Source organism: Bradyrhizobium betae (genome assembly GCF_050632175.1).
GTDB lineage: Bacteria > Pseudomonadota > Alphaproteobacteria > Rhizobiales > Xanthobacteraceae > Bradyrhizobium > Bradyrhizobium betae_B.
Genome location: NZ_CP192576.1, coordinates 4,513,368 through 4,533,933, shown reverse-complemented (window position 1 = coordinate 4,533,933; position 20,566 = coordinate 4,513,368). Strand labels below are relative to the sequence as shown.

The window sequence follows — 20,566 nt, the reverse complement described above, 5'->3', positions numbered from 1 at the left end:
GGCATCTACGCGATCAGCTGCCGCGCCGCAGCCGAAATCATCACCAGGCCGCCGGTGATCACGGCGACGTCGAGGATCGCGGTGTGAATGTGCACCGGCATCCGCTCGACAAAGGCCTTGGCGAGGAACGCGCCGGGAATCGCGATGCCGCCGATCAAGAGCGCAAAGGCCAGCACCTGCGCCGTCACCGCGCCGGCGAGGCCGAACACCGAGATCTTGATGAGGCCGGTGCCGAGCGAGATCATCGCGTCGGTCGCGATCACGGCGGCGCCCTCGAGGCCCGCGGCCATCAGCAGCGACAGCAGGATCACGCCCGAGCCCGAGGTGCCGCCGACCAGCACGCCGTAGCCGACCGAGCCTGCCGCAAGGCCCGCGTCGCCGATCCGCACCCTTCGGCGGCGAAGCACGCGGCGCAGCGGCACGCTCAGGATCAGCATCGAGCCGATCACGAGCGCGGCGCCGGCATTTGTGAGGCGCGTGTAGCCGTAGGCACCGAGCGCAGTCGTCAGCGCGGCGCAGGCGAGCACGATAGCTGCGCGGCGGCGATCGGCATGACGCAGATAAGCGAGCGCACGGCTGGAATTGGTGAAAATCGCGGAGATCGCGATGATCGGCACCACGGGCTCGGCGCCGACCAGCGGCACCAGCACCAGCGGCATCAGCGCGCCGGTGCCGTAGCCGGCGAGACCACCGATGATCGAAGCAAACAACGCCATCAACGCGACCAGCAGGAGCTGGAAAATCGAGATGTCGGCGAAGCCTGAGACGATGGTCAATGTTTCTGGTCGCGGCTGATGCGTGCCGCAGCTTGATCTGCGATGGAAGCGAGCGCCGCTTCCTCTAGTGGAAAATCCGCCGCAAGCCAAGCGTCCTCGGCGAGCGTCAACACATGTCCGAGCGCAGGCCCTTCCGCCATGCCGCGCGCGATGAAGTCGGCGGCGCGAAGCGGAAATTTCGGCGCGGTCCAGCGCTGCGGCAACTCGGCGAGCGCGCGCCAGTACGACGAATCCACGTCGCCGCCGGCGCGCGCCCAGGCGAGCAACACGCGATCGTGATAGCGCTCGGCGCCGAGCCGGTAGAGCAGCCGCCGCGCGCCGGCCTCGTCCTTGGTGACGAAGCGCCACCAGCGATGCCCCATCGAATCCAGCGCCTTGGCTTCGACATTGGACAGCCGCAGGCGCGTCGCGACGCGCTTGGCATCTTCGGTCACGGCGACCGTCAGGGCTGCGAGGCGCCGCGTGGGACTCGGCGGCAGGCCGAGCTCGCGCTCGATCGCGATCATGGTCGCGAGCGGCCCGGTATAGGCGACGCCGCCGATCAGCGCCTGCAGCAATCCGCCCTCGGCCATGGCCCGCGCCGCGTCAGATGCGCCGCCGGCCACCAGCAGCTTCAGCATCTCCATGCGCACGCGTTCGGCCGACAGGCTGGCAAGCCCCGCACGTCCCCGGATGCAGGCCAGATATCCGTCGCGATCGGGCTCGCCGGCACCGAAGGCGGCGTGGATGCGAAAGAAGCGCAGGATCCGCAGGAAATCCTCGGCTATGCGCTTGTCGGGATCGCCGATGAAGCGCACGCGGCGCGCCGCGGCATCGGCGATGCCGCCGACATAGTCGTAGACGACACCTGACGCGTCGACCGACAGGCCGTTCATGGTGAAGTCGCGCCGCTCGGCATCCCTCACCCAGTCGCGGCCGAACGCGACCTTGGCCTTGCGGCCGAAGGTTTCGGTGTCCTCGCGCAGCGTCGTGACTTCGTAGGGCTGGCCGTCGATGACCAGCGTGATGGTGCCGTGGTCGATGCCGGTCGGCACGCTCTTGATGCCGGCAGCCTTGGCGCGCCGCACCACTTCGTCCGGCAACGCTGTCGTTGCGATGTCGATATCGCCGGGCGTCAGGCCGAGCAGCGCGTTGCGCACGGCGCCGCCGACCACCCGCCCCTCCTCGCCATTGGCGTTGAGCAGCTCCAGCACGCGCGCGGTCCCGCCTGCGGTCAGCCAGGGCGCGTCGGCGAGTAAAGGCTTCGCGCTCACCATGCCGCCCCTATTTTTCCACGCCCGGCACGAGCTTGCCGTTCTCGACATGGGCTGGAACGTAGGTCGAATCCGGCGCGGCGCCGGAGAAATGCGCAAAGCCTATCAGCCCCGCGATGACCAGCACGAGCGCGACCAGGACAAGGCGCGCGACGACCGTGACCGGCCATGACGATTGCACGAACAGGCCGGATCGGGTGGCTGCCAGGAACAACGCATAGACGGCAAACGGGACGAGGAAAATTCCGATCTCGGTCAGAACCGGCCGGATCATGATGAATAGATCCGCTCATAGAGCACACGCAGCATTCCGGCCGTCGCACCCCAGATGTAGCGTTCCGCGAACGGCATCGCGTAATAGGACCGCTCCATGCCGCGGAATTCCTTGCTGTGCACCTGGTGGTTGGCCGGGTTCATCAGGAAGGATAGCGGCACCTCGAAGGCGTCATCAACTTCGGAATGGTTGATGGTGAGCTCGAAGCCGGGACGCACCCTGGCCACCGTCGGCAGGATGCGGAAGCCGAACGCGGTGCCGTAGAGATCGAGATAGCCGAGCGGCTCGACGAAGTCTCTGGACAGCCCGACCTCCTCCTCGGCCTCGCGCAGCGCCGCATCGAGCGGCGAGGTGTCGGTCGCGTCGATCTTGCCGCCGGGAAAGGCGATCTGGCCGGCATGGTCGTTGAGATGCGCCGAACGCTGCGTCAGCAGAATGGTCGGCTCGGGATGATCGACCACCGCGATCAGCACCGCCGCCGGCCGCACCGGCTGCTCGCGCGCGACGATCGCGAGCATCTTGTCGGTGCCCGGATCTCCCGAGGCCGGAACGATGTTCGGATCGTACAGTCCGAGTGGAACGTCGAAGCCGAGCTTCGCCCTGGAGCGGGCGAAGAAATCCGCAGCGCCAAGCACGACAGGCTCGTGACCAGGCTCGCGATCAGGCTCGCTCCTGGAGATAGGCTTGTTCAAAGCGCGGCCCTCACCTGTTCCGCGTCGGCCATGGCGAAGAACTCGCCGGCCGACTCGACGCCGAACATCGGCTGGCCATCGACCATCCGCTCCTCGCCCATGTCAACCAGATCGTAATAGAGCGCGCGGGTGACCTTGGCCCAGAGATCGGCACGGACATGCAGATAGGGTGTCAGCCCGCCGTCTTTGGCCTGCTCGAAGCGCAGCCGGTGCGCGGCATCGCAGGTGACCCAGTCGTCGACATTGGTGCGGAAACTCAACACGCGATGGCTGCCCTCGCCGTCCTTCTGCATCTCGACCGCCATGAACGGCGCGTCGTCGACGCGAATGCCGACCTTCTCCACGGGCGTGACGAGGAAATACTTGTCGCCTTCGCGCTTCAGGACGGTCGAGAACAGGCGCACCAGCGCAGGACGGCCGATTGGCGTCCCCAAGTAGAACCAAGTACCATCAGGAGCGATTCGCATGTCCAGATCGCCGCAAAACGGCGGATTCCACAGATGCACCGGAGGCAGGCCCTTTTTGGCGCCCTCGGCACTGGCAGCACTTTTGGCGGCGGCAGTCAGCCCCTCAAGTCCACGATCGGCGCTCTGCCCTTGGTTCGCCATGGTTTGCCCTGACTTTGTCTCTGGCACGATTGGTGCAAGTCTGATTTGTACGTTGACGTTGTGCTCGGGTGAAGAGTTCCACCCCCGGATTCATCCGGTGTGGAGGTCGCCACTTCGTGATGCCCTACATATGCCTAAGCCGATAAGGTGGGGATAGGTTAATTCAACGAATACATGGCCTTCCTGCAAGTCTAGCATAAGGCCCATGTGAATGACGACGCAGGATAGCGCGGCAGGCTGAAGGAGCTGACGGATGGCGGAGAGTGTCGAGAAGCTCGAAGACGGCATCGTCCGTTCGGCCGAGCAGGTGTCGGCCCAGGTGCGCGCAGCGAAAGACGCGATCGCGTCGGTGATCTTCGGTCAGGATCGCGTGATCGAGAATACGCTGGTCACCATCCTCTCCGGTGGCCATGCGCTGTTGATCGGCGTGCCGGGTCTTGCCAAGACCAAGCTGGTCGAGACGCTCGGCGTCACGCTCGGCCTCGACGCCAAGCGCATCCAGTTCACGCCCGATCTGATGCCGTCGGACATTCTCGGCGCCGAAGTGCTGGACGAGAGCACCGCGGGCAAGCGCGCCTTCCGCTTCATCTCCGGCCCCGTGTTCGCGCAACTCCTGATGGCCGACGAGATCAACCGCGCCAGCCCGCGCACGCAATCGGCGCTGCTGCAGGCGATGCAGGAGCAGCACATCACCGTTGCGGGCGCGCGCCATGACCTGCCGAAGCCGTTCCACGTGCTCGCCACGCAAAACCCGCTGGAGCAGGAAGGCACCTATCCGCTGCCCGAAGCACAGCTCGACCGCTTCCTGATGGAGATCGACGTCGACTATCCCGATCGTGACGCCGAGCGCCGCATCCTGTTCGAGACCACCGGCGCGGACGAAACGCTGGCCAAGGGGTCAATGACGGCGGACGCGCTGATCACCGCGCAGCGACTGGTGCGGCGGCTGCCGGTCGGCGATTCCGTGGTCGAGGCGATCCTGTCGCTGGTCCGCTCGGCCCGTCCGGGCGAAGAGAGCGGCGAAACCGGCAGGTTCATCGCCTGGGGCCCCGGCCCGCGCGCCAGCCAATCCCTGATGCTTGCCGTGCGCGCACGCGCGCTGATCGATGGCCGCCTCGCGCCGTCGATCGACGACGTGCTCGATCTCGCCGAGCCCGTGCTGAAGCACCGCATGGCGCTGACGTTCCAGGCGCGCGCCGAAGGCCGCACGATTCCGGACGTGATCAAGCAACTCAAGACGCGGATCGGTTGATGGCCGCAGAGACCGGGCACGCAGCAAAGGAGACAGTTGCGATCCGACGTGCCGATGGCGAAAGCCGTACGCTCGCCGCTTCGTTGCCGCGCCTGGTGCTCGAGGCCCGCCGTATCGCCGCCAACGTCATCCACGGCCTGCACGGACGGCGCAGGGCCGGCTCGGGAGAGAACTTCTGGCAATACCGCCGCTTCGTCTCCGGCGAGCCGTCGCAGAACGTCGACTGGCGGCGCTCCGCGCGTGACGATCATCTCTATGTCCGCGAGCTCGAATGGGAGGCGTCGCACACGGTCTGGATCTGGCCCGACCGCTCGCCGTCGATGGCGTTCGCTTCGAAAACCGCGCGTGAATCCAAGCTCGAACGCACCCTGATCGTCGCCTTCGCGCTGGCGGAGCTGCTGGTCGCGGGCGGCGAGCGGGTCGGCATTCCAGGGCTGATGGCGCCGACCACGAGCCGCAGCATCATCGACAAGATGGCGCAGGCGATGCTGCATGACGATGCCGACCGGTTGAGCCTGCCGCCGTCCTTCGTGCCCGCCGCGCTGGCCGAGACGATCGTGCTGTCGGACTTCTGGTCGCCGATCTCGGAGATCAGAACGACGCTCGCGGGGCTCTCCGGCTCCGGCGCGCATGGCACGCTGGTGCAAATCGTCGATCCCGCCGAGGAATCGTTCCCCTATTCCGGACGCGTCGAGTTCGTCGAGCCGGAGGGCTTCGGCGTGATCACCGCCGGCCGCGCCGAGAGCTGGGCGCAGGATTACACCGCGCGGCTCGCGCTGCACCGCGACCAGATCCGCGCCGAGACGCGCAAGCTGGACTGGTTGTTCACGACGCATGCGACCGACCGCTCCGCCGCCGAGCTGCTGCTGTTCCTGCACGCCGGCATGCAGGTGAGCAAATCCGGCGCCCGCACCACCACCATCAAGGCGGGGCCGGCCGCATGATGGGATTGCCGCTCGCCTTCACCGAACCGCTGCTCCTGCTCGGCCTCGTGAGCCTGCCGGTGCTGTGGTGGCTGCTCCGCGTGATGCCGCCGCGGCCGCGCCGCATCGAATTTCCGCCGACGCGCCTGCTGTTCGACATCGCGCCAAGGGAAGAGACGCCTTCGCGTACGCCGTGGTGGCTGACCGCGCTGCGCCTGCTGGCCGCGGCGCTCGTGATCTTTGCCGCCGCCGGCCCGATCTGGAATCCGCCAACAGGCGCCGCGGGCAGCAAGGCGCCGCTGATGATCATGCTCGACGACGGCTGGAGCGCGGCATCGCACTGGGACGTCAGAATCAGGGCCGCCGACGAACTGATCGCCAGCGCCGACACCGACCGCCGCGCGATCGCGCTGGTGCCGCTGTCCGAGCCGAACCGCGACATCACCCTCATGCCTGCGGGCGCGGCGCGCGTGGCGCTGCGGCAGCTCGCGCCAAAGCCCTATTCGATCGATCGCGTCGACACGCTGACCGCCGTCGACCGCTTCCTGAAGGCCACCGGCGACTGCGATATCGCCTGGCTGTCGGACGGCATCGACACCGGGCGCGGCGAGGACTTCGTGCAGGCACTCGGCAAGACCGTCGGCGATCGCAGCCTGACCGTGTTCGAAGGCGGCACGTCGTCGCCGCTGGCGCTGGTCGCGGCCGAAAACGCCGCCGCCAAGATGACCGTGAAGGTGCTGCGCACCGACAGCGGCATCGCCATCGGCACCGTGCGCGCACTGGACCAGAAGGCCTCGCCGATCGGCGAAGCGCGCTATTCGTTCGGCCCGCAGGACAAGGAGACCGAAGCCGCGTTCGACCTGCCGGTCGAGCTGCGCAACGACATCACGCGGCTCGAGATCACGGGCGAGCGTTCGGCCGGCGCGGTGCAGCTGCTCGACAAGCGCTGGCGCCGCCGCGCCATCGGCATCGTCACCGGCACGAGCAGCGAGACCGCGCAGCCGCTGCTGGCTCCGACCTTCTACCTCACCCGCGCGCTGGCGCCGTTCGCCGACGTCAGGCTGGCCGACAAGGGCTCGCCGCAGCAGGGCATCACGCAATTCCTCGACCAGAAGCTGCCGATGATCATCCTCGCCGATGTCGGCACCGTCGCCCCCGAAATCCGCGAGCGTCTCAACGCCTGGATCGACCAGGGCGGCGTGCTGGTGCGGTTCGCAGGTCCCCGCCTGGCGCAGGCCGAGGACGATCTCGTTCCGGTCAAGCTGCGCAAGGGCGGCCGCACCCTCGGCGGCAGCCTGACCTGGGAGAAGCCGCAACATCTCGCTTCCTTTGCCGCCGACGGGCCCTTTGCCGGCGTCACAGTCCCCAAGGACATCACCGTGAACCGGCAGGTGCTGGCCGAGCCCGACGCCGTGCTGGCCACCAAAAGCTGGGCCTCGCTGGAAGACGGCACGCCGCTCGTCACCGGCGAGCATCGCGGCAAGGGGCTGGTCAGCCTGTTCCACGTCAGCGCCGACATGCGCTGGTCCGATCTGCCGATGTCGGGCACCTTCGTCGAAATGCTGCGGCGGATCGTCGACATGTCCGGCTATACCGCCAAGCCCGGCCCCGGGGTCGCGGGCGAGGCAACCGCCGAGACGGTGGCGCCGCTTCACATCCTCGACGGCTTTGGTGCCTTCGGCCCGCCGCCGGCCACAGCAAAGCCGCTGCCCGCGGATTACCGCGACCGCGCCACACCCGATCATCCGCCCGGCTTCTACGGTCCGGCAGAAGGACCGCTCGCCGTGAATACCCTTGCCAGCGCCGACCGCATCGCCGCGCTGAACACCGCGAGCCTGCGCGCCCGGCACGCCACCTACACCAATGCCGAACCGCGCGACCTGCGCGGCTGGCTGCTGTCGACGGCGCTCGCGCTGTTCCTGATCGACGCCATCATCGTCGCGGTGCTCGGCGGCGGCATCGCCGCGCTGCTGCGCCGGCGTGCCGCGCCCGCCATGATCGTGCTCGGGCTGCTCGCGGGCCTTGCGTCATTCTCGCCGACGCCGTCGCGCGCCGACAGCGCCTCGGACGAGTTCGCCATGAAGGCGGTGTCGCAGACCCGCCTTGCCTATGTCGTGACAGGCAATGCCGACGTCGATTCCATCGTCAAGTCCGGGCTGTCAGGCCTGACGCAATTCCTCGCGCAGCGCACCGCGCTCGAGGCCGGCGATCCCGTCGGCATCGATCCCGGCCGCGACGAGCTCGCCTTCTTCCCGCTGATCTACTGGCCGATCGTGCCGGGCGCGCCCAAGCCGCCGCAGGATGCCATCAACAAGATCGACGCCTACATGAAGCAGGGCGGCACCGTGCTGTTCGACACCCGCGACGCGATCGAAGCACCGCCCGGCGACAACGGCGCGGCGCAGACCCCGGGCATGCAGACGCTGCGCGAGATCCTGTCGTCGCTCGACGTTCCCGAGCTCGAGCCGGTGCCGCGCGAGCACGTGCTGACCAAGACCTTCTATCTGCTGCGCGACTTTCCCGGCCGCTTCAGCACCGGCCAGACCTGGGTCGAGGCGCTGCCGCGCGACGAGGACGAGGACAGCGCGCAGCGGCCCGCCCGCGGCGGCGACGGCGTTTCGCCGATCATCATCACCTCGAACGATCTTGCCGGCGCCTGGGCGGTCCGGCCGGACGGTCAGTACACGCTGCCGGTGGCCGGCGGCGACGCCCGCCAGCGCGAATTCGCCTACCGGGCCGGCGCCAACATCGTGATGTACACGCTGACCGGCAATTACAAGGCCGACCAGGTGCACGCACCGGCGCTGATCGAACGGCTGGGGCAATAGGATCGCCATGAATTACGGCATCGCGTTCACGCCGCTCGTCCCTGCGATCGTCCTGTGGCTCGCGCTCGCCGCGATCGTGGTCATTGCGATCGTGCTGCTGGTGGCGCGTGCGCGCGGCGCCGCCGTGCGCGTGGCCGCGCTGGCGCTGTTCCTGCTGGCGCTGGCCAATCCCTCCTTCACCCGCGAGGACCGCGATCCCCTCACTTCGGTCGCCGCCGTGGTCGTCGACAAGAGCCCGAGCCAGAATTTCGGCAAGCGTAACGAGGAGGCCGCGAAGGCGCAGGAGGCGCTGGTCGACGGCCTGAAGAAGATCAAGGGGCTGGAAGTCCGAATCGTCGACGCCGGCCAGGCCGACGGCGAGACCGACGGCACCAAACTGTTCGGCGCGCTGGCCTCGGCATTGGCCGACGTGCCGGTCGACCGCGTCGCCGGCGCGTTCCTGATCACCGACGGCCGCGTCCACGACATCCCGGCGAGCGCCGCCGCGCTCGGTTTCCAGGCGCCGGTGCACGCGCTGATCACCGGGCAGAAGGACGAGCGCGACCGCCGCATCGCGATCACGGCCGCGCCGCGCTTCGGCATCGTCGGGCAGAACCAGACGATTACCTACCGGCTCGACGACCAGGGCGTCACCGGCGAGCGGGCCAAGGTCACGATCCGCCGTGACGGCGAAGTCCTCAGCGAGCGCACGCTGGGAAGCGGCCAGACCGCGAGCGTCGACGTCGACATCAAGCATGCCGGGCCGAACATCGTCGAGATCGAAGCCTCTCCGCTCGAGCGGGAGCTGACGCCGGTGAACAACCGCGCCGTCGTCGCCATCGACGGCGTGCGCGACAAGCTGCGCGTGCTGCTGGTCTCGGGCGAGCCGCATTCGGGCGAGCGCACCTGGCGTAACCTGCTGAAGTCCGACGCCAGCGTCGATCTCGTGCACTTCACCATTCTGCGTCCGCCGGAGAAGCAGGACGGCACGCCGATCAACGAATTGTCGCTGATCGCGTTTCCGACCCGCGAGCTGTTCCAGCAGAAGATCCACGAATTCCAGCTGATCATCTTCGACCGCTACGCCCGCCAGGGCGTGCTGCCGATCGCCTATTTCGACAACATCGCGCGCTATGTCCGGGCGGGCGGCGCGGTGCTGGTCTCGGCCGGCCCCGACTATGCTTCCAATACCAGCATCTGGCGCACGCCGCTGGATTCGGTGCTGCCGGCCGAACCTGTCGGCGTGACCGAAAAGCCGTTCTATGCGCATCTGTCCGACGTCGGCAAACGCCATCCGGTCACGCGCGGCCTCGAAGGCTCCGCCTCCGAGCCGCCGCGCTGGAGCAGGTTCTTCCGCACCGTCGACACCCGCAATGCCGTCAACCCGCCGGTGATGACGGGCGCTGACGGCAAGCCGCTGCTGTTCCTGTCGCGCTTCGGTGAGGGCCGCGTCGCGCTGCTGCTGTCCGACCACATCTGGCTGTGGGCGCGCGGCTATGAGGGCGGCGGCCCGCATCTCGATCTGCTCAGGCGGATGTCGCACTGGCTGATGAAGCAGCCGGATCTCGACGAAGAGGCGCTGCGCCTGCAGGTGCAGGGCAAGGACCTCGTGGTGGTGCGCCAGACCATGGCGGACAGCGTCCAGCCGGTGAGCGTGACCTCGCCCTCGGGCGTGGCGCACGATCTGACGCTGAGCGCCGGCGATCCCGGCGAGTGGCGCGCCAGCCTTCCCGCGAACGAGCTCGGCCTGTGGCAGGCCACCGACGGCACGCTGAAGGCGCTGATCAATGTCGGCCCGACCAATCCGAAGGAGTTTTCGGAGGTCACCTCCACGATCGACACCTTGAAGCCGCTGACGCAGGCGACCGGCGGCAACGCCGTGCGCGTCGTCGACGGCGCCAGCGTCGAGCTGCCGCGCATCGTGCCGGTACGCTCGGCCGGCATGTTCGCCGGCGACGGCTGGATGGGGGTGCGGATGCGCGACGCCAGCGTCGTCAAGGGCGTCGGCGTGCTGCCGATCTTTGCCGGCCTGATCGGCCTGCTGCTGCTGCTCGGCGCCTTCGCGGCGACGTGGGTGCGCGAGGGGCGCTGATCATCCAGTTGCAGGAACGACACATTGCCTGGCTAGCCTGCGCGCAAGGGCTCGGTGCAGGTTGACATCAGCTCTTCGATCGGGCGATGTTACAATATAACATCGTGAAAGCCCGAGGGGATCGGTGCCTCGCGATGCGGGGTGGCGTTTCCAGATGAAGTGGTTCCGGTCGAATATCAGGCACGGCGCCCGGCTCGCGTTGTTCGCGATGCTGGTGCAGCTCGCGCTGACGTTCGGCCACAGCCATTGGTTCGCCCAGGCAACGACGCTCGCGCAGCCCTCGCACCAGCAGACTGACAGCACCAAAGGCATCGCCGCAATCGACCGCGCGACGGTCGAGAAGCAATCACCCGCGGGACCCGACCGCGAGCAGCCGGGCGACGACAATTGCGCGATCTGCGCCGTCGTCGCGATGGCGGGCACCATCGTCTCCGCAACGCCGCCCCTGCTGCTGCTGCCGCAGGCGATCGAACTGCTCTATCTCACCACTGACGCCGAATTCGTCCATCTGAAATCGGCCGCCGCGGCGTTCCAGCCGCGCGCTCCTCCCGCGTCCTGATCTCCAACGCTTGATCATGCCTTGGCTCGCCGCACGTCGGTGAATGCCGGGGACCGTTGAAGTCGAATTCCGTCGCACCGCGACGGCAGGCCGCCTCCGATCAGCAACAACCACATCTGCGGACGGCGCCTGAGTGGAATCAGGACCATGTCATTTCAATTGCGACGCGCGCAGCGTCTGGGTGGAGCGAGCCTGCTCCTGCTCGGCGCAGCCGCCACTCCGGCACTGGCTCAGGACAAGCCCGCGGCCACCGAGCTTCCCGCCGTCACCGTGACGGCGCCCAGCCCCATCGTGCGGCGGGCTATCGTACCCTCGCGCACGGCGAGCCGCGCCACGCGTCCTGCGCCGGCGCGGAGCCGCGAGCGCACCGCCGAAGCCGCGCCGGCAGCGCCGGCCCCCGCCGCGCCGCAGCCGGGCGTGCTGCCTGTCGTGACCAGCCAGTTCGCCACCGTCACGGTGATACCGAACGAGGAGATCCGCCGTCAGGGCGGCGGGCAGCTCGGCGATCTCCTGTTCTCCAAGCCCGGCATCACCGGCTCGGGCTTTGCGCCCGGCGCCTCCAGCCGGCCGATCATCCGGGGTCTCGACGTCAACCGTGTCGGTATCGTCGAAAACGGCACCAACGCGGGCGGTGCGTCCGACCTCGGCGAGGATCACTTCGTCCCGATCGATCCGCTCGCCACCAACCAGATCGAAGTTGTGCGCGGCCCGGCGGCACTGCGTTACGGCTCGACCTCGATCGGCGGCGTCGTCAGCGCCACCAACAACCGCATTCCCGATGCGCTGCCTGCTTGCGCGCCGTCTTTCCAGGCTTACGGCCTGCCGGCCAAGGCGCCGCTCGCAGCGGCCGCGACGTCGCCCTGCGTGACGGCCGAGACGCGCACCGCGTTCTCTTCGGTCGATCGCGGCGTCGAGAGCGGCGTGCTGCTCGACACCGGCGGCGGCAATTTTGCCTTCCATGCCGACGTCTATGGCCGCACCACCTCGGACTATTCTATTCCGAGCTATCCCTACCTGAATGATCAGTCGCGAGCCGTGAACGGCCGCCAGCCGAACTCGGCGACACGCTCGGACGGCGCCTCGATCGGCGGCTCCTACTTCTTCCAGGGCGGCTATATCGGCGCGTCGATCACGCAGAACGACGCGCTCTACCATATTCCCGGCATCGACGGTGCCGACCACAACACGCGGATCGACGGCCACCAGACCAAGATCAACGTCAAGGGCGAGTATCATCCCGACGCCGCCGCGATCGACGCTGTCCGCTTCTGGGCCGGCGCGACCGACTACCGGCACAACGAGACCGGGCTTGCCGATCCCACTGACCCCACCAGCGACGGCGTGCGGCAGACCTTCACCAACAAGGAGCAGGAGATCCGCACCGAGGTGCAGCTGATGCCGTTCAACGCGCACTTCGCCGAGGTGACGACGGCGCTGGGCTTCCAGGTCGGCCATCAGGAGCTGAGCGCGCCGAGCCCGGACAATCCCGGCACGCTGTTCAATGGGCTGTGGGACCCCAACAACAGCACGCGCGTTGCTGCTTACGCCTTCAACGAGTTCAAGTTCACCGAACAGACAAAGGCGCAGATCGCCGGCCGCATCGAGCATGTCGAGCTGCACGGCACCACGCCGGACTTCCCGACGGACTATCTGCCCGACGGCACGCCGCAGGCAGGCATCGCGCGCAGTCCGTCGTTCACGCCGAAGAGCGGCAGCATCGGCTTGTTGCAGGACTTGCCGGGCGGCATGGTCGGCAGCATCACCGCGCAATATGTCGAGCGCGCGCCGAAGGCGGCCGAGCTGTTTTCCCGCGGCGGCCACGATGCGACCGCGACATTCGACATCGGCAATCCCAACCTCACCATCGAGACCGCCAAGTCGGTCGAGCTCGGCGTGCGCAGGGCGACGGGGCCGTTCCGGTTCGAGGCGACCGTCTACTACACGCATTTCGACAACTTCATCTATCGCCGGCTCACCGGCGTGATGTGCGATGACGACTTCGCTTCGTGCGGTACGCCGGGCGCCGAACTGAACCAGGCGGTCTATTCGCAACGCAACGCCAACTTCCGCGGCGGCGAATTCCAGTCGCAACTCGATGTCGGTGCGTTCCAGGGCGGCATCTGGGGCATCGAGAACCAGCTCGACATGGTCCGCGCCACCTTCGCCGACGGCACCAACGTGCCGCGCATTCCGCCGCTGCGGATGGGCGGCGGCGTGTTCTGGCGCGACGACAACTGGCTGATGCGCGTCAACCTGTTGCACGCCTTCGCCCAGAACAATGTCGCCGTGATCGCGGAGACGCCGACACCGGGCTACAATTTGTTGAAGGCCGAGGTCAGCTACAAGACAAAACTCGACCGCAACTGGTTCGGCGCGCGCGAGATGACGGCAGGCATCGTCGGCAACAACCTGCTCAACGAAAACATCCGCAACTCGGTGTCCTACACCAAGGACGAAGTCCTGATGCCCGGCATCGGCGTGCGGGCGTTCGCCAACTTCAAGTTCTAATAGCTTGCTCGAGCCGGGGCCAAAGGGCCCCGGCTCACCGCCCGTTGCCTCATCGGCAACAATCAGGTGCCAAGAATGATCTTGTGAGATCCGGCCCGCCTCTTCACTCTCGCCGGTGGTGTGAGCACGATGTTGCGTTGCTCGCGATGCAGACCTCGAATGGCGAGTGGGCAATGACAGAGCTGGGATCGTTTCGCGCGGGATCGTATCAATTCATTCCGGGCGTGTTCCAGTATTCCGCCGGAGTGAAGCCCGACGATGGCTTCGAGATCGTCCGCGTTCGATTCCGCCGTCCACCGGCCCTCTCGGAGGGATTTTCCGCAGCGGCTGATCATTTGAAGTCGATCAATCGCGGCGTCGAGGCGTTCTGTGCCTGCGAGCTGAGGTCGCCGGCGCCTTTCACCGAGCAGGGTTTCCTCGACTTCAACAAGGAATATGTCGGCTGGCTCGACACATGGGGGCTGACGAAGGATGGCATCAATCCGGTCGCACGCACCAACGTGTGCCCCGAGGTCGATCCTCCGAAGACGGTGAGCATGTATGCCTTCTGCTATACGCGCCCGACATCGTCGAAAGACGGCGGTGGTTTTGTCGTCGCGGGCAGCGGCGAGGCTCCGGAAGGCAAGGCGAGCTACCGGGATTTCGCGATCAGGCCCGGGGACCAGTCGACCGAGGGCATGCTCGAGAAATGCCGCTTTGTGCTCGGCGAGATGGAACGGCGCATGAGTGCGCTGGGCGCCGGATGGGCAGATGCGACCGGCGCGCATGTTTACACCGCATACGAACTTCGGGCATTGATGAAGCGCGAGATCGCCCCGCGCGGGGCCGCGGCGAACGGCCTCAGCTGGCATTTCGCAAGGCCGCCCGTGCAAGGCCTCGATTACGAGATGGACGTTCGTGGCGTCTCCGCGGAGGTCGTGATCTAACGAGTTGCTCCTGAAGGTCGACGCACATGCCGCGCGAAGTCATCTACACCGATCAATTGATGCGCCCGATCGCGCATTTCTCGCATGCCTCGCGCATCGACAATCTGATCCACGTGGGAGCATCGGCGGGTGTCTTTCCGGATCTGCGCCTCGCCGGCGAGGCTCCGGGCCGGGTCGACATGGAGGCGCAGACGCGCCGCATGTTCGCCAATCTGAAGACAACGCTTGACCTGCTCGGTGGACAAATGTCGGACGTCGTTCGGCTCAAGGCCTACGTCGCCGACACCAGGGATATTCCAAAGTATCTCGATATCTACGCCGAGGAGTTCCCCGGCTTGCGGCCGGCGCACAGCGTGGTCGGCTCCTGGGATTTTCCGCTGCCGCAGGCGGCCGTGGAAATCGATACCACCGCGATCGTCGGCGGTCAGGCCCGCGCGATACCTGCGGGCGCCATGGTCGCGGGAGAGTGGCACCACGCCACGGCGCTGCCCATCGGTAGCAATGGCGGCGCCGACCGGCAGGTCGCGGCCACCTTGCAGAGCCTCAAAACGATGCTCGAGGATGCAGGCTTTGGCCTTGGCGATGTCTGCAATCTCCACGTCACCATCGCGGACATTCGCGACTACGACCTCGTCGTGGACGCATTCACGCGGTTGTTCGGCGACCGCTTCCCGACATGGACCGTGGTCGGCGCTCCGCTCGAACGGCCGGAGTATTGTATCGGCATCGAGTCGGTGGCCATCAGGGGTGGCGGACAGGTGATTTCGAGCGAACTCTCGCCGCATCTGCCCGGACGCCCCGCGTCGGCCATGCTGGCAGGCGATACGCTGTTCCTGAGCGGACAGGGCACGCCTGACGATGCCGATCTGAGCGTGGAGCAACAGGCCAGAGCGATCTGGAAGCGGCTACATGCGCTGATCGAGGCCGCAGGATTTCCAAGGGATTCCCTGCTGCGCACCAACAACGTGCTGACCGACTGGCGCGACTTCCAGGGCTTCAACCGCGGTTACGGCCCCAACGTGGCCAAACCCTATGTGCCCCGGGCGACGGTGCTCGGTGCCCTCCCCGACCGGCGCGCGCGGGTGCAGACCGAAGGGATCGCCCATCGCAGCGGAAGTCATTCGAAGATCGTGCAAGTCGCGCCGCTGGTCGAACAGACCGGTGCCTGAGCGTCAGGAAAGATCATGGAACGTTTTCGCGGAAAGGTCGTCCTCGTCACCGGCGGCACGCGCGGGATAGGCGCAGGCCTCGTCGGCGCGTTCCTGAAAGAAGGCGCAGCGGTCGGCTTTTCCGGCACGAGCAAGGCCGGTGTTGCCGAAGCGCGGTCGAAATTCGGTGCTCCGGAGGCGACACATGGGATCGTCGCCGATCTCGTGCATCCGGATGCGGGCGCGGAGCTCGTGCAGGCGGTACTCGATCGGTTCGGCAGGATCGACATCATCATCAACAACGCGGGCGTCGGCAGCATCCTGAACGAGTGGGAGATCACGCCCGCGGAATGGGATCGCGTTCACGCCGTCAATTTGCGCGCCACGTTCTTCGTGGCACAGCACGCCGCGCGGTCGATGCGCGACAACGGCGGCGGAAGCATCATCAACGTGTCGTCGATTGCCGGACAACATGGAGGAGTCGCAGGCAGCCCGGCCTACGCCTCGTCCAAGGCCGCCGTGATCGGCCTGACCAAGTCGCTGGCGCGGCGGTTCGCGCCCCATGGCATTCGCGTCAATTGCATCGCGCCCGCCGACATCGAAACCGACATGACCGCCAGCTGGCCGCCCGCGTTGCGCGACAGGCTGAATGCCATGACACCGCTCGGCCGGTTCGGAACGACAGACGAGGTCAACGGCGCGGCGCTGTTCCTGGCCTCAAGCGAAGCAAGCTTCATCACCGGACAGACGCTGGCGATCAACGGCGGCGCCTACATGTAATTAGTGCGGTCGATCCGACGCCGAAGCACGATCGGCTTCCACCTTCAGCATGTCAACGAACGCACTGACCGCCAGAGGCAGCCTCCTGCCGGCCATGACGCAGACGTCGTGCGAGGCGCGCTGGAAGGAGTCCTCGACGATCGGAATGCTGACGAGGGCGCAGCTTTCGAGCTCCTGCAGGGTCGGCAATGTCGGCAGGAAAGTGACGCCGCCGCCGTAGCGGGCAAAGCCCTTCAACGCCGCGATGGAATTTGTTTCCAGCGTCGGCGACAAATGCAGCCGTCTTGCGCTGACGGCGGAGTCGATCAGCCGGCGAATCCCGAAGGTCTTTTCCGGTACGGCCAGGGTGTGACCGACCACTTCCGACAGGTCGAGCGATTGCGCCCGCGCGAGGGGATGGCCCGGCGCCATCACGGCACAGAGCGGGTCGTGAATGTGCGCGGCGAAGCTCAGGAGCTCGTCGGCCTCCGCATTGAAGACGAGGCCGATGTCGCCGGTGCCGTCGTGCAGGCTGCGCGTGATGGCGGAGGTTCCGGCGACCTCCAGCTCGTAAGTGATGCCCGGAAACCGCTTGTGAAACGAAACGACAGTCCGGGTCAGCAAATAGTCGACGAGTCCCTCGTTCGCCATGATGCGAATATGGCCGCGCTGCAGACCGCGCAGCGAGTCGATCTCGCCGCGCAGCCGCTCGACATCCAGCAGGAAATTGCGGGAGAAACGCGCCAGCGTGTCAGCCGCCTCGGTCGGGGCCACGCCGCGCGGCAGCCGCTCGAACAGTGGCACGCCGACCATTTGCTCAAGCCGCGAGATCTGCCTGCTGACGGCCGAGGGTGCGACATTCAGGGAGGACGATGCGTGCCGTATCGACTTCAGCCTATACACCTCCCGGAAATAGCGTATGAGCGTTGACTCTAGCTGCAAGAGAGTTGCCTCCAGAGGAACATTATCAGAGGAAGTCGACAATGCGGGCAACTCAAAAATCGCCGCTGCGGCGACGTAGCCAATAAAAACCTAATGGCTGCAGTTATTTCGAGCACTCTGGAAGTCCTCAGGGCATCAATTGCCCGCGGCATGTGCGTTGCGCAGGCGGCAACAATGCATTCGTAAGATTGATCTTGTGAGTACGGTTCATTGCGAGAGACTGGCTCCCGTCGATGGTCTGGGGGAGCGCGAACGGAAATGCCCAAGCTATTATTCAGTTTTGCCCGCGGGGGCAGCTTCACGGCGAACGTGATGGCCGACAAGGCTCCCAAGACCTGGGCGACGCTGCGCGCCCACCTCCCCGTCACCGTCAAGGCGTACAACGCGCGATGGACGGGGCGGGAGACCCACATCAAGCTCGACGTGCCCAACAAGCCGCCGCGCGAAAACCAGATCCTCAACGCGGGGCTCGGCGACGTCATCTACGCGTGCGAGTGGTCCGATCGCGACGTGACCGGCTTCGAGGCCATCGGCTGGTTCTACGGGACCGAGACGGTGCGCGACTGGCGCGGCGAGTCGCGCGTCAACCTGTTTGCCCGCGTCGATCAGAGCCAATGGCCGTTCCTGGAAGAGGTCGGCCTGCGCACGTGGCGCGAGGGCGGTGAAGATTGCACGGTCACCGTCCTCGAGGACTAGTCGTCAAGTTCCCGGCGTCGTGATGCGGCGCCGGCGCATCTTCGCAGATCTCTGAAACCAGAATTTGGAGTCGGCCACATGAGTTCCCGTCGCACCATTTCCGTCCTCGCCGCCATGGCGGTCGCGCTTGCTACATCCACGTCGGCTTTTGCACAGGGCAAGACTCTCCGGATCGGAATGACGGCCAGCGACATTCCAAAGACTCATGGCCAGCCGGACCAGGCCTTCGAGGGCAACCGCCTGACCGGTCTCACGATGTACGACGCCCTCACCGCCTGGGACTACAAGACCGGCACCAAGATCATGCCGGTTCTTGCCACCGAATGGGCGGTGAGCCCGGACGACAAGACGAAATGGACCTTCAAGCTGCGGTCCGACGTGACGTTCAAGGACGGTTCTCCCTTCAACGCCGACGCCGTGGTGTGGAACGTCCAGAAGGTTCTGGACAAGACCGCGCAGCATTTCGACCAGAGCCAGGTCGGCTGGACCGTTCCGCGCATGCCGACGCTGCGATCCGCTCGCAAGATCGACGACACGACGGTCGAATTCACGACCTCCGAGCCGGACTCCTTCCTGCCGCTCAACCTCGCCAATCTGTTCATGGCCTCGCCTGCCCATTGGCGCGCCAAGCTGGCCGCGGTGCCGGCTGAGGTCACCGACCCGGCGCAGCGCTCCGCGAAAGCCTGGGAGGAATTTGCCAAGGATCCGTCAGGCACCGGTGCGTTCACCCTCGCGCGCTTCGTGCCGCGGGAACGGCTCGAGCTCGTCCGCAATGACAAATATTGGGACAAGAGCCGCGTGCCCAAGATCGATCGCATCGTCATGATCCCGCTGCCGGATGTCACGTCGCGGACGGCCGCCCTGCTCGCCGGCCAGGTCGATTTCGTGGAAGCACCGGCACCTGATGCCGTGGCGTCGATCCGCGCCCGCGGCTTCAACATCGCGACCAGCCAGAGCGCTCATGTGTGGCCCTGGCAGCCGTCTCTGCTGCCCGGCTCGCCCTGGCAGGACAAGCGCGTGCGGCAAGCGGCCAATCTGTGTATCGACCGTAACGATCTCGTCGCGCTGAACGGGGGCATTGCGGAGCCGGCGCTCGGCATGATGCGCAGCGGACATCCCTGGTTCGGCAAGCCGACCTTCAAGCTGCGCTACGATCCCGACGAAGGCCGCCGTCTCATGAAGGACGCCGGCTATTCGGACAGCAAGCTCGCGAGCGTCAAGGTCATCACGGCGATCTCCGGTTCTGCGATGATGCAGCCACTGCCGATGAACGAGCTGATCCAGGAAGCGTTCCGGAAGTGCTACATCGACGTCAAGATCGAGGTTCTCGAATGGGGCACCCTGTTCACGAACTGGCGCGAAGGACCGACGGCCGCCTCGGCGCGCGGCGCCAACACGACCAACGTGTCGATCGCGACCATCGATCCGTTCTTCGCGCTGGCGCGCTTTGCGGATTCACGGATGGCGCCCCCGGTGTCGAACAACTGGGGCTCCATCAACGATCCCGAGCTCGATCGTCTGTCCAGGGCCGCACGGACGACGTTCGAGCCCGAGGCGCGCGATATCGCCCTCTCGAAGGTGCATGAACGGCTCGTGGACGAGGCGATGTTCATCTTCTTCGTGCACGAGGTGGCACCAAGAGTGCTGTCGCCTCGCATCACCGGCTTCTCGGCGCCCAATGGCTATTACATCGACTGGGCGGCACTGGACATGAAGCCGGAATAGCGGAACGCAGGCGCGCGTCGTAACCGCGTAGCCCGGATGGCGTGGAGCGAAATCCGGGCTGCGGACCGAAAGGCTCACGCGGAAGGCGTAAGCCGCTTCTCGAAACGCCACTGCTCGACCGGGAACAGCCCCTTCGACGTCTCCGCCGACATCATGAAGGTGCCGGCATTGCGCCAGCCGCTCTTCTCGTAGAACCGCGCGGCCCGCGCGTTGCCGACGGCGCATGCCAGCCACGCAAGCTCCACGCCACGCGCGGTGAGCCGCGCTTCGGCATCGGCAATCAACGCCGCAGCCACGCCCGAGCCGTGCGCTTCGGCCGACACGAAGAGCTGATACAGTTCGTCACCCTTGAGGGCGCAGAAACCGAGCGGCGCGCCGGCCGGGCCGGCGACACAGACATCGGAAAGCATGACCGCGAGCCGGTCGCGAAAGCTTGGGACGGTCCGGAGCCGGACCAGCTCTGGCGGCGCCAGATGCGCATGCGACCCATGCCAGGCGTCGTGCCAAAGTTGCGCGAGATGATCGGTCTCGGCGGGGTCAGCGGGGCGTACCTGCATTTTCGATACTCCTCCGTAAGGCATGGGTTGTAGCCCGGATGGAGCGCAGCGTAATCCGGGGTTTTCACC

At 66.6% G+C, this 20,566-nt stretch carries 18 protein-coding genes; 11 read left to right on the top strand and 7 right to left on the bottom strand.

Annotation, left to right across the window (positions count from 1 at the left end):
• Positions 1-5: 5 nt before the first annotated feature.
• Genes ACQ86E_RS21855 through ACQ86E_RS21835 form a run of 5 tightly spaced genes read right to left on the bottom strand, consistent with a single transcriptional unit; the run spans position 6 to position 3,603 of the window.
• Positions 6-776, bottom strand: coding sequence for a sulfite exporter TauE/SafE family protein (locus tag ACQ86E_RS21855; protein ID WP_431201752.1), 771 nt, complete (start codon positions 774-776; stop codon positions 6-8).
• Positions 773-2,032: a CCA tRNA nucleotidyltransferase gene (locus tag ACQ86E_RS21850; protein ID WP_431201751.1), complete on the bottom strand. Its 1,260-nt coding sequence runs from the start codon at positions 2,030-2,032 to the stop codon at positions 773-775. The genes ACQ86E_RS21855 and ACQ86E_RS21850 overlap by 4 nt, the downstream gene beginning before the upstream one ends.
• 7 nt (positions 2,033-2,039) lie before the next feature.
• A complete protein-coding gene (locus ACQ86E_RS21845; RefSeq protein ID WP_431201750.1) occupies positions 2,040-2,303 on the bottom strand; it encodes a DUF6111 family protein in 264 nt (87 codons plus the stop codon).
• The gene (locus ACQ86E_RS21840) at positions 2,300-2,995 is read right to left on the bottom strand and encodes a CoA pyrophosphatase (RefSeq protein WP_431201749.1); all 696 of its coding nucleotides are present in this window, start codon (positions 2,993-2,995) and stop codon (positions 2,300-2,302) included. The genes ACQ86E_RS21845 and ACQ86E_RS21840 overlap by 4 nt, the downstream gene beginning before the upstream one ends.
• Complete coding sequence (locus tag ACQ86E_RS21835) at positions 2,992-3,603, bottom strand: DUF1285 domain-containing protein (RefSeq protein WP_431201748.1); 612 nt, start codon at positions 3,601-3,603, stop codon at positions 2,992-2,994. Before ACQ86E_RS21835 ends, ACQ86E_RS21840 begins: the two co-directional genes overlap by 4 nt.
• A 253-nt stretch (positions 3,604-3,856) precedes the next feature.
• Here ACQ86E_RS21835 and ACQ86E_RS21830 point away from each other — a divergent pair, with 253 nt between their 5' ends.
• The 9 genes from ACQ86E_RS21830 to ACQ86E_RS21790 all read left to right on the top strand — a co-directional run bounded on the left by ACQ86E_RS21830 (position 3,857) and on the right by ACQ86E_RS21790 (position 16,598).
• Positions 3,857-4,855: an AAA family ATPase gene (locus ACQ86E_RS21830; protein ID WP_431201747.1), complete on the top strand. Its 999-nt coding sequence runs from the start codon at positions 3,857-3,859 to the stop codon at positions 4,853-4,855.
• Positions 4,855-5,799: a DUF58 domain-containing protein gene (locus ACQ86E_RS21825; RefSeq protein WP_431201746.1), complete on the top strand. Its 945-nt coding sequence runs from the start codon at positions 4,855-4,857 to the stop codon at positions 5,797-5,799. The genes ACQ86E_RS21830 and ACQ86E_RS21825 overlap by 1 nt, the downstream gene beginning before the upstream one ends.
• The gene (locus ACQ86E_RS21820) at positions 5,796-8,606 is read left to right on the top strand and encodes a DUF4159 domain-containing protein (protein ID WP_431201745.1); all 2,811 of its coding nucleotides are present in this window, start codon (positions 5,796-5,798) and stop codon (positions 8,604-8,606) included. Before ACQ86E_RS21825 ends, ACQ86E_RS21820 begins: the two co-directional genes overlap by 4 nt.
• A 7-nt stretch (positions 8,607-8,613) precedes the next feature.
• Positions 8,614-10,677 carry a hypothetical protein gene (locus ACQ86E_RS21815; protein ID WP_431201744.1) on the top strand — a complete coding sequence of 688 codons (2,064 nt, stop codon included), beginning with the start codon at positions 8,614-8,616 and terminating at the stop codon, positions 10,675-10,677.
• A 154-nt stretch (positions 10,678-10,831) separates the two neighbouring features.
• On the top strand, positions 10,832-11,236 hold the full coding sequence (locus ACQ86E_RS21810; protein WP_431201743.1) for a DUF2946 domain-containing protein: 405 nt from the start codon (positions 10,832-10,834) through the stop codon (positions 11,234-11,236).
• 147 nt (positions 11,237-11,383) lie between these two features.
• On the top strand, positions 11,384-13,744 hold the full coding sequence (locus tag ACQ86E_RS21805) for a TonB-dependent receptor (RefSeq protein WP_431201742.1): 2,361 nt from the start codon (positions 11,384-11,386) through the stop codon (positions 13,742-13,744).
• 173 nt (positions 13,745-13,917) lie between these two features.
• Positions 13,918-14,670 carry a 2-amino-5-chloromuconate deaminase CnbZ gene (gene cnbZ, locus ACQ86E_RS21800; RefSeq protein ID WP_431201741.1) on the top strand — a complete coding sequence of 251 codons (753 nt, stop codon included), beginning with the start codon at positions 13,918-13,920 and terminating at the stop codon, positions 14,668-14,670.
• Positions 14,671-14,696: 26 nt separating this feature from the next.
• Positions 14,697-15,839, top strand: coding sequence for a Rid family hydrolase (locus ACQ86E_RS21795; protein ID WP_431201740.1), 1,143 nt, complete (start codon positions 14,697-14,699; stop codon positions 15,837-15,839).
• Positions 15,840-15,854: 15 nt separating this feature from the next.
• A complete protein-coding gene (locus ACQ86E_RS21790; protein WP_431201739.1) occupies positions 15,855-16,598 on the top strand; it encodes an SDR family NAD(P)-dependent oxidoreductase in 744 nt (247 codons plus the stop codon).
• Here ACQ86E_RS21790 and ACQ86E_RS21785 read toward each other — a convergent pair whose 3' ends face one another.
• Entirely contained in the window at positions 16,599-17,570 is a 972-nt protein-coding gene (locus ACQ86E_RS21785) for a LysR family transcriptional regulator (RefSeq protein WP_431201738.1), read from the bottom strand.
• Between the two features lie 207 nt (positions 17,571-17,777).
• Between ACQ86E_RS21785 and ACQ86E_RS21780 the strand changes: the two genes are divergently transcribed.
• Together ACQ86E_RS21780 and ACQ86E_RS21775 are read left to right on the top strand one after the other, a co-directional pair.
• On the top strand, positions 17,778-18,215 hold the full coding sequence (locus tag ACQ86E_RS21780) for a DUF3830 family protein (RefSeq protein ID WP_431201737.1): 438 nt from the start codon (positions 17,778-17,780) through the stop codon (positions 18,213-18,215).
• 78 nt (positions 18,216-18,293) lie between these two features.
• Positions 18,294-19,940 carry an ABC transporter substrate-binding protein gene (locus tag ACQ86E_RS21775; protein WP_431201736.1) on the top strand — a complete coding sequence of 549 codons (1,647 nt, stop codon included), beginning with the start codon at positions 18,294-18,296 and terminating at the stop codon, positions 19,938-19,940.
• A gap of 74 nt (positions 19,941-20,014) precedes the next feature.
• Here the strand turns inward: ACQ86E_RS21775 and ACQ86E_RS21770 are convergent, their stop codons facing one another.
• On the bottom strand, positions 20,015-20,497 hold the full coding sequence (locus tag ACQ86E_RS21770; protein ID WP_431201735.1) for a GNAT family N-acetyltransferase: 483 nt from the start codon (positions 20,495-20,497) through the stop codon (positions 20,015-20,017).
• Positions 20,498-20,566 lie beyond the last annotated feature (69 nt).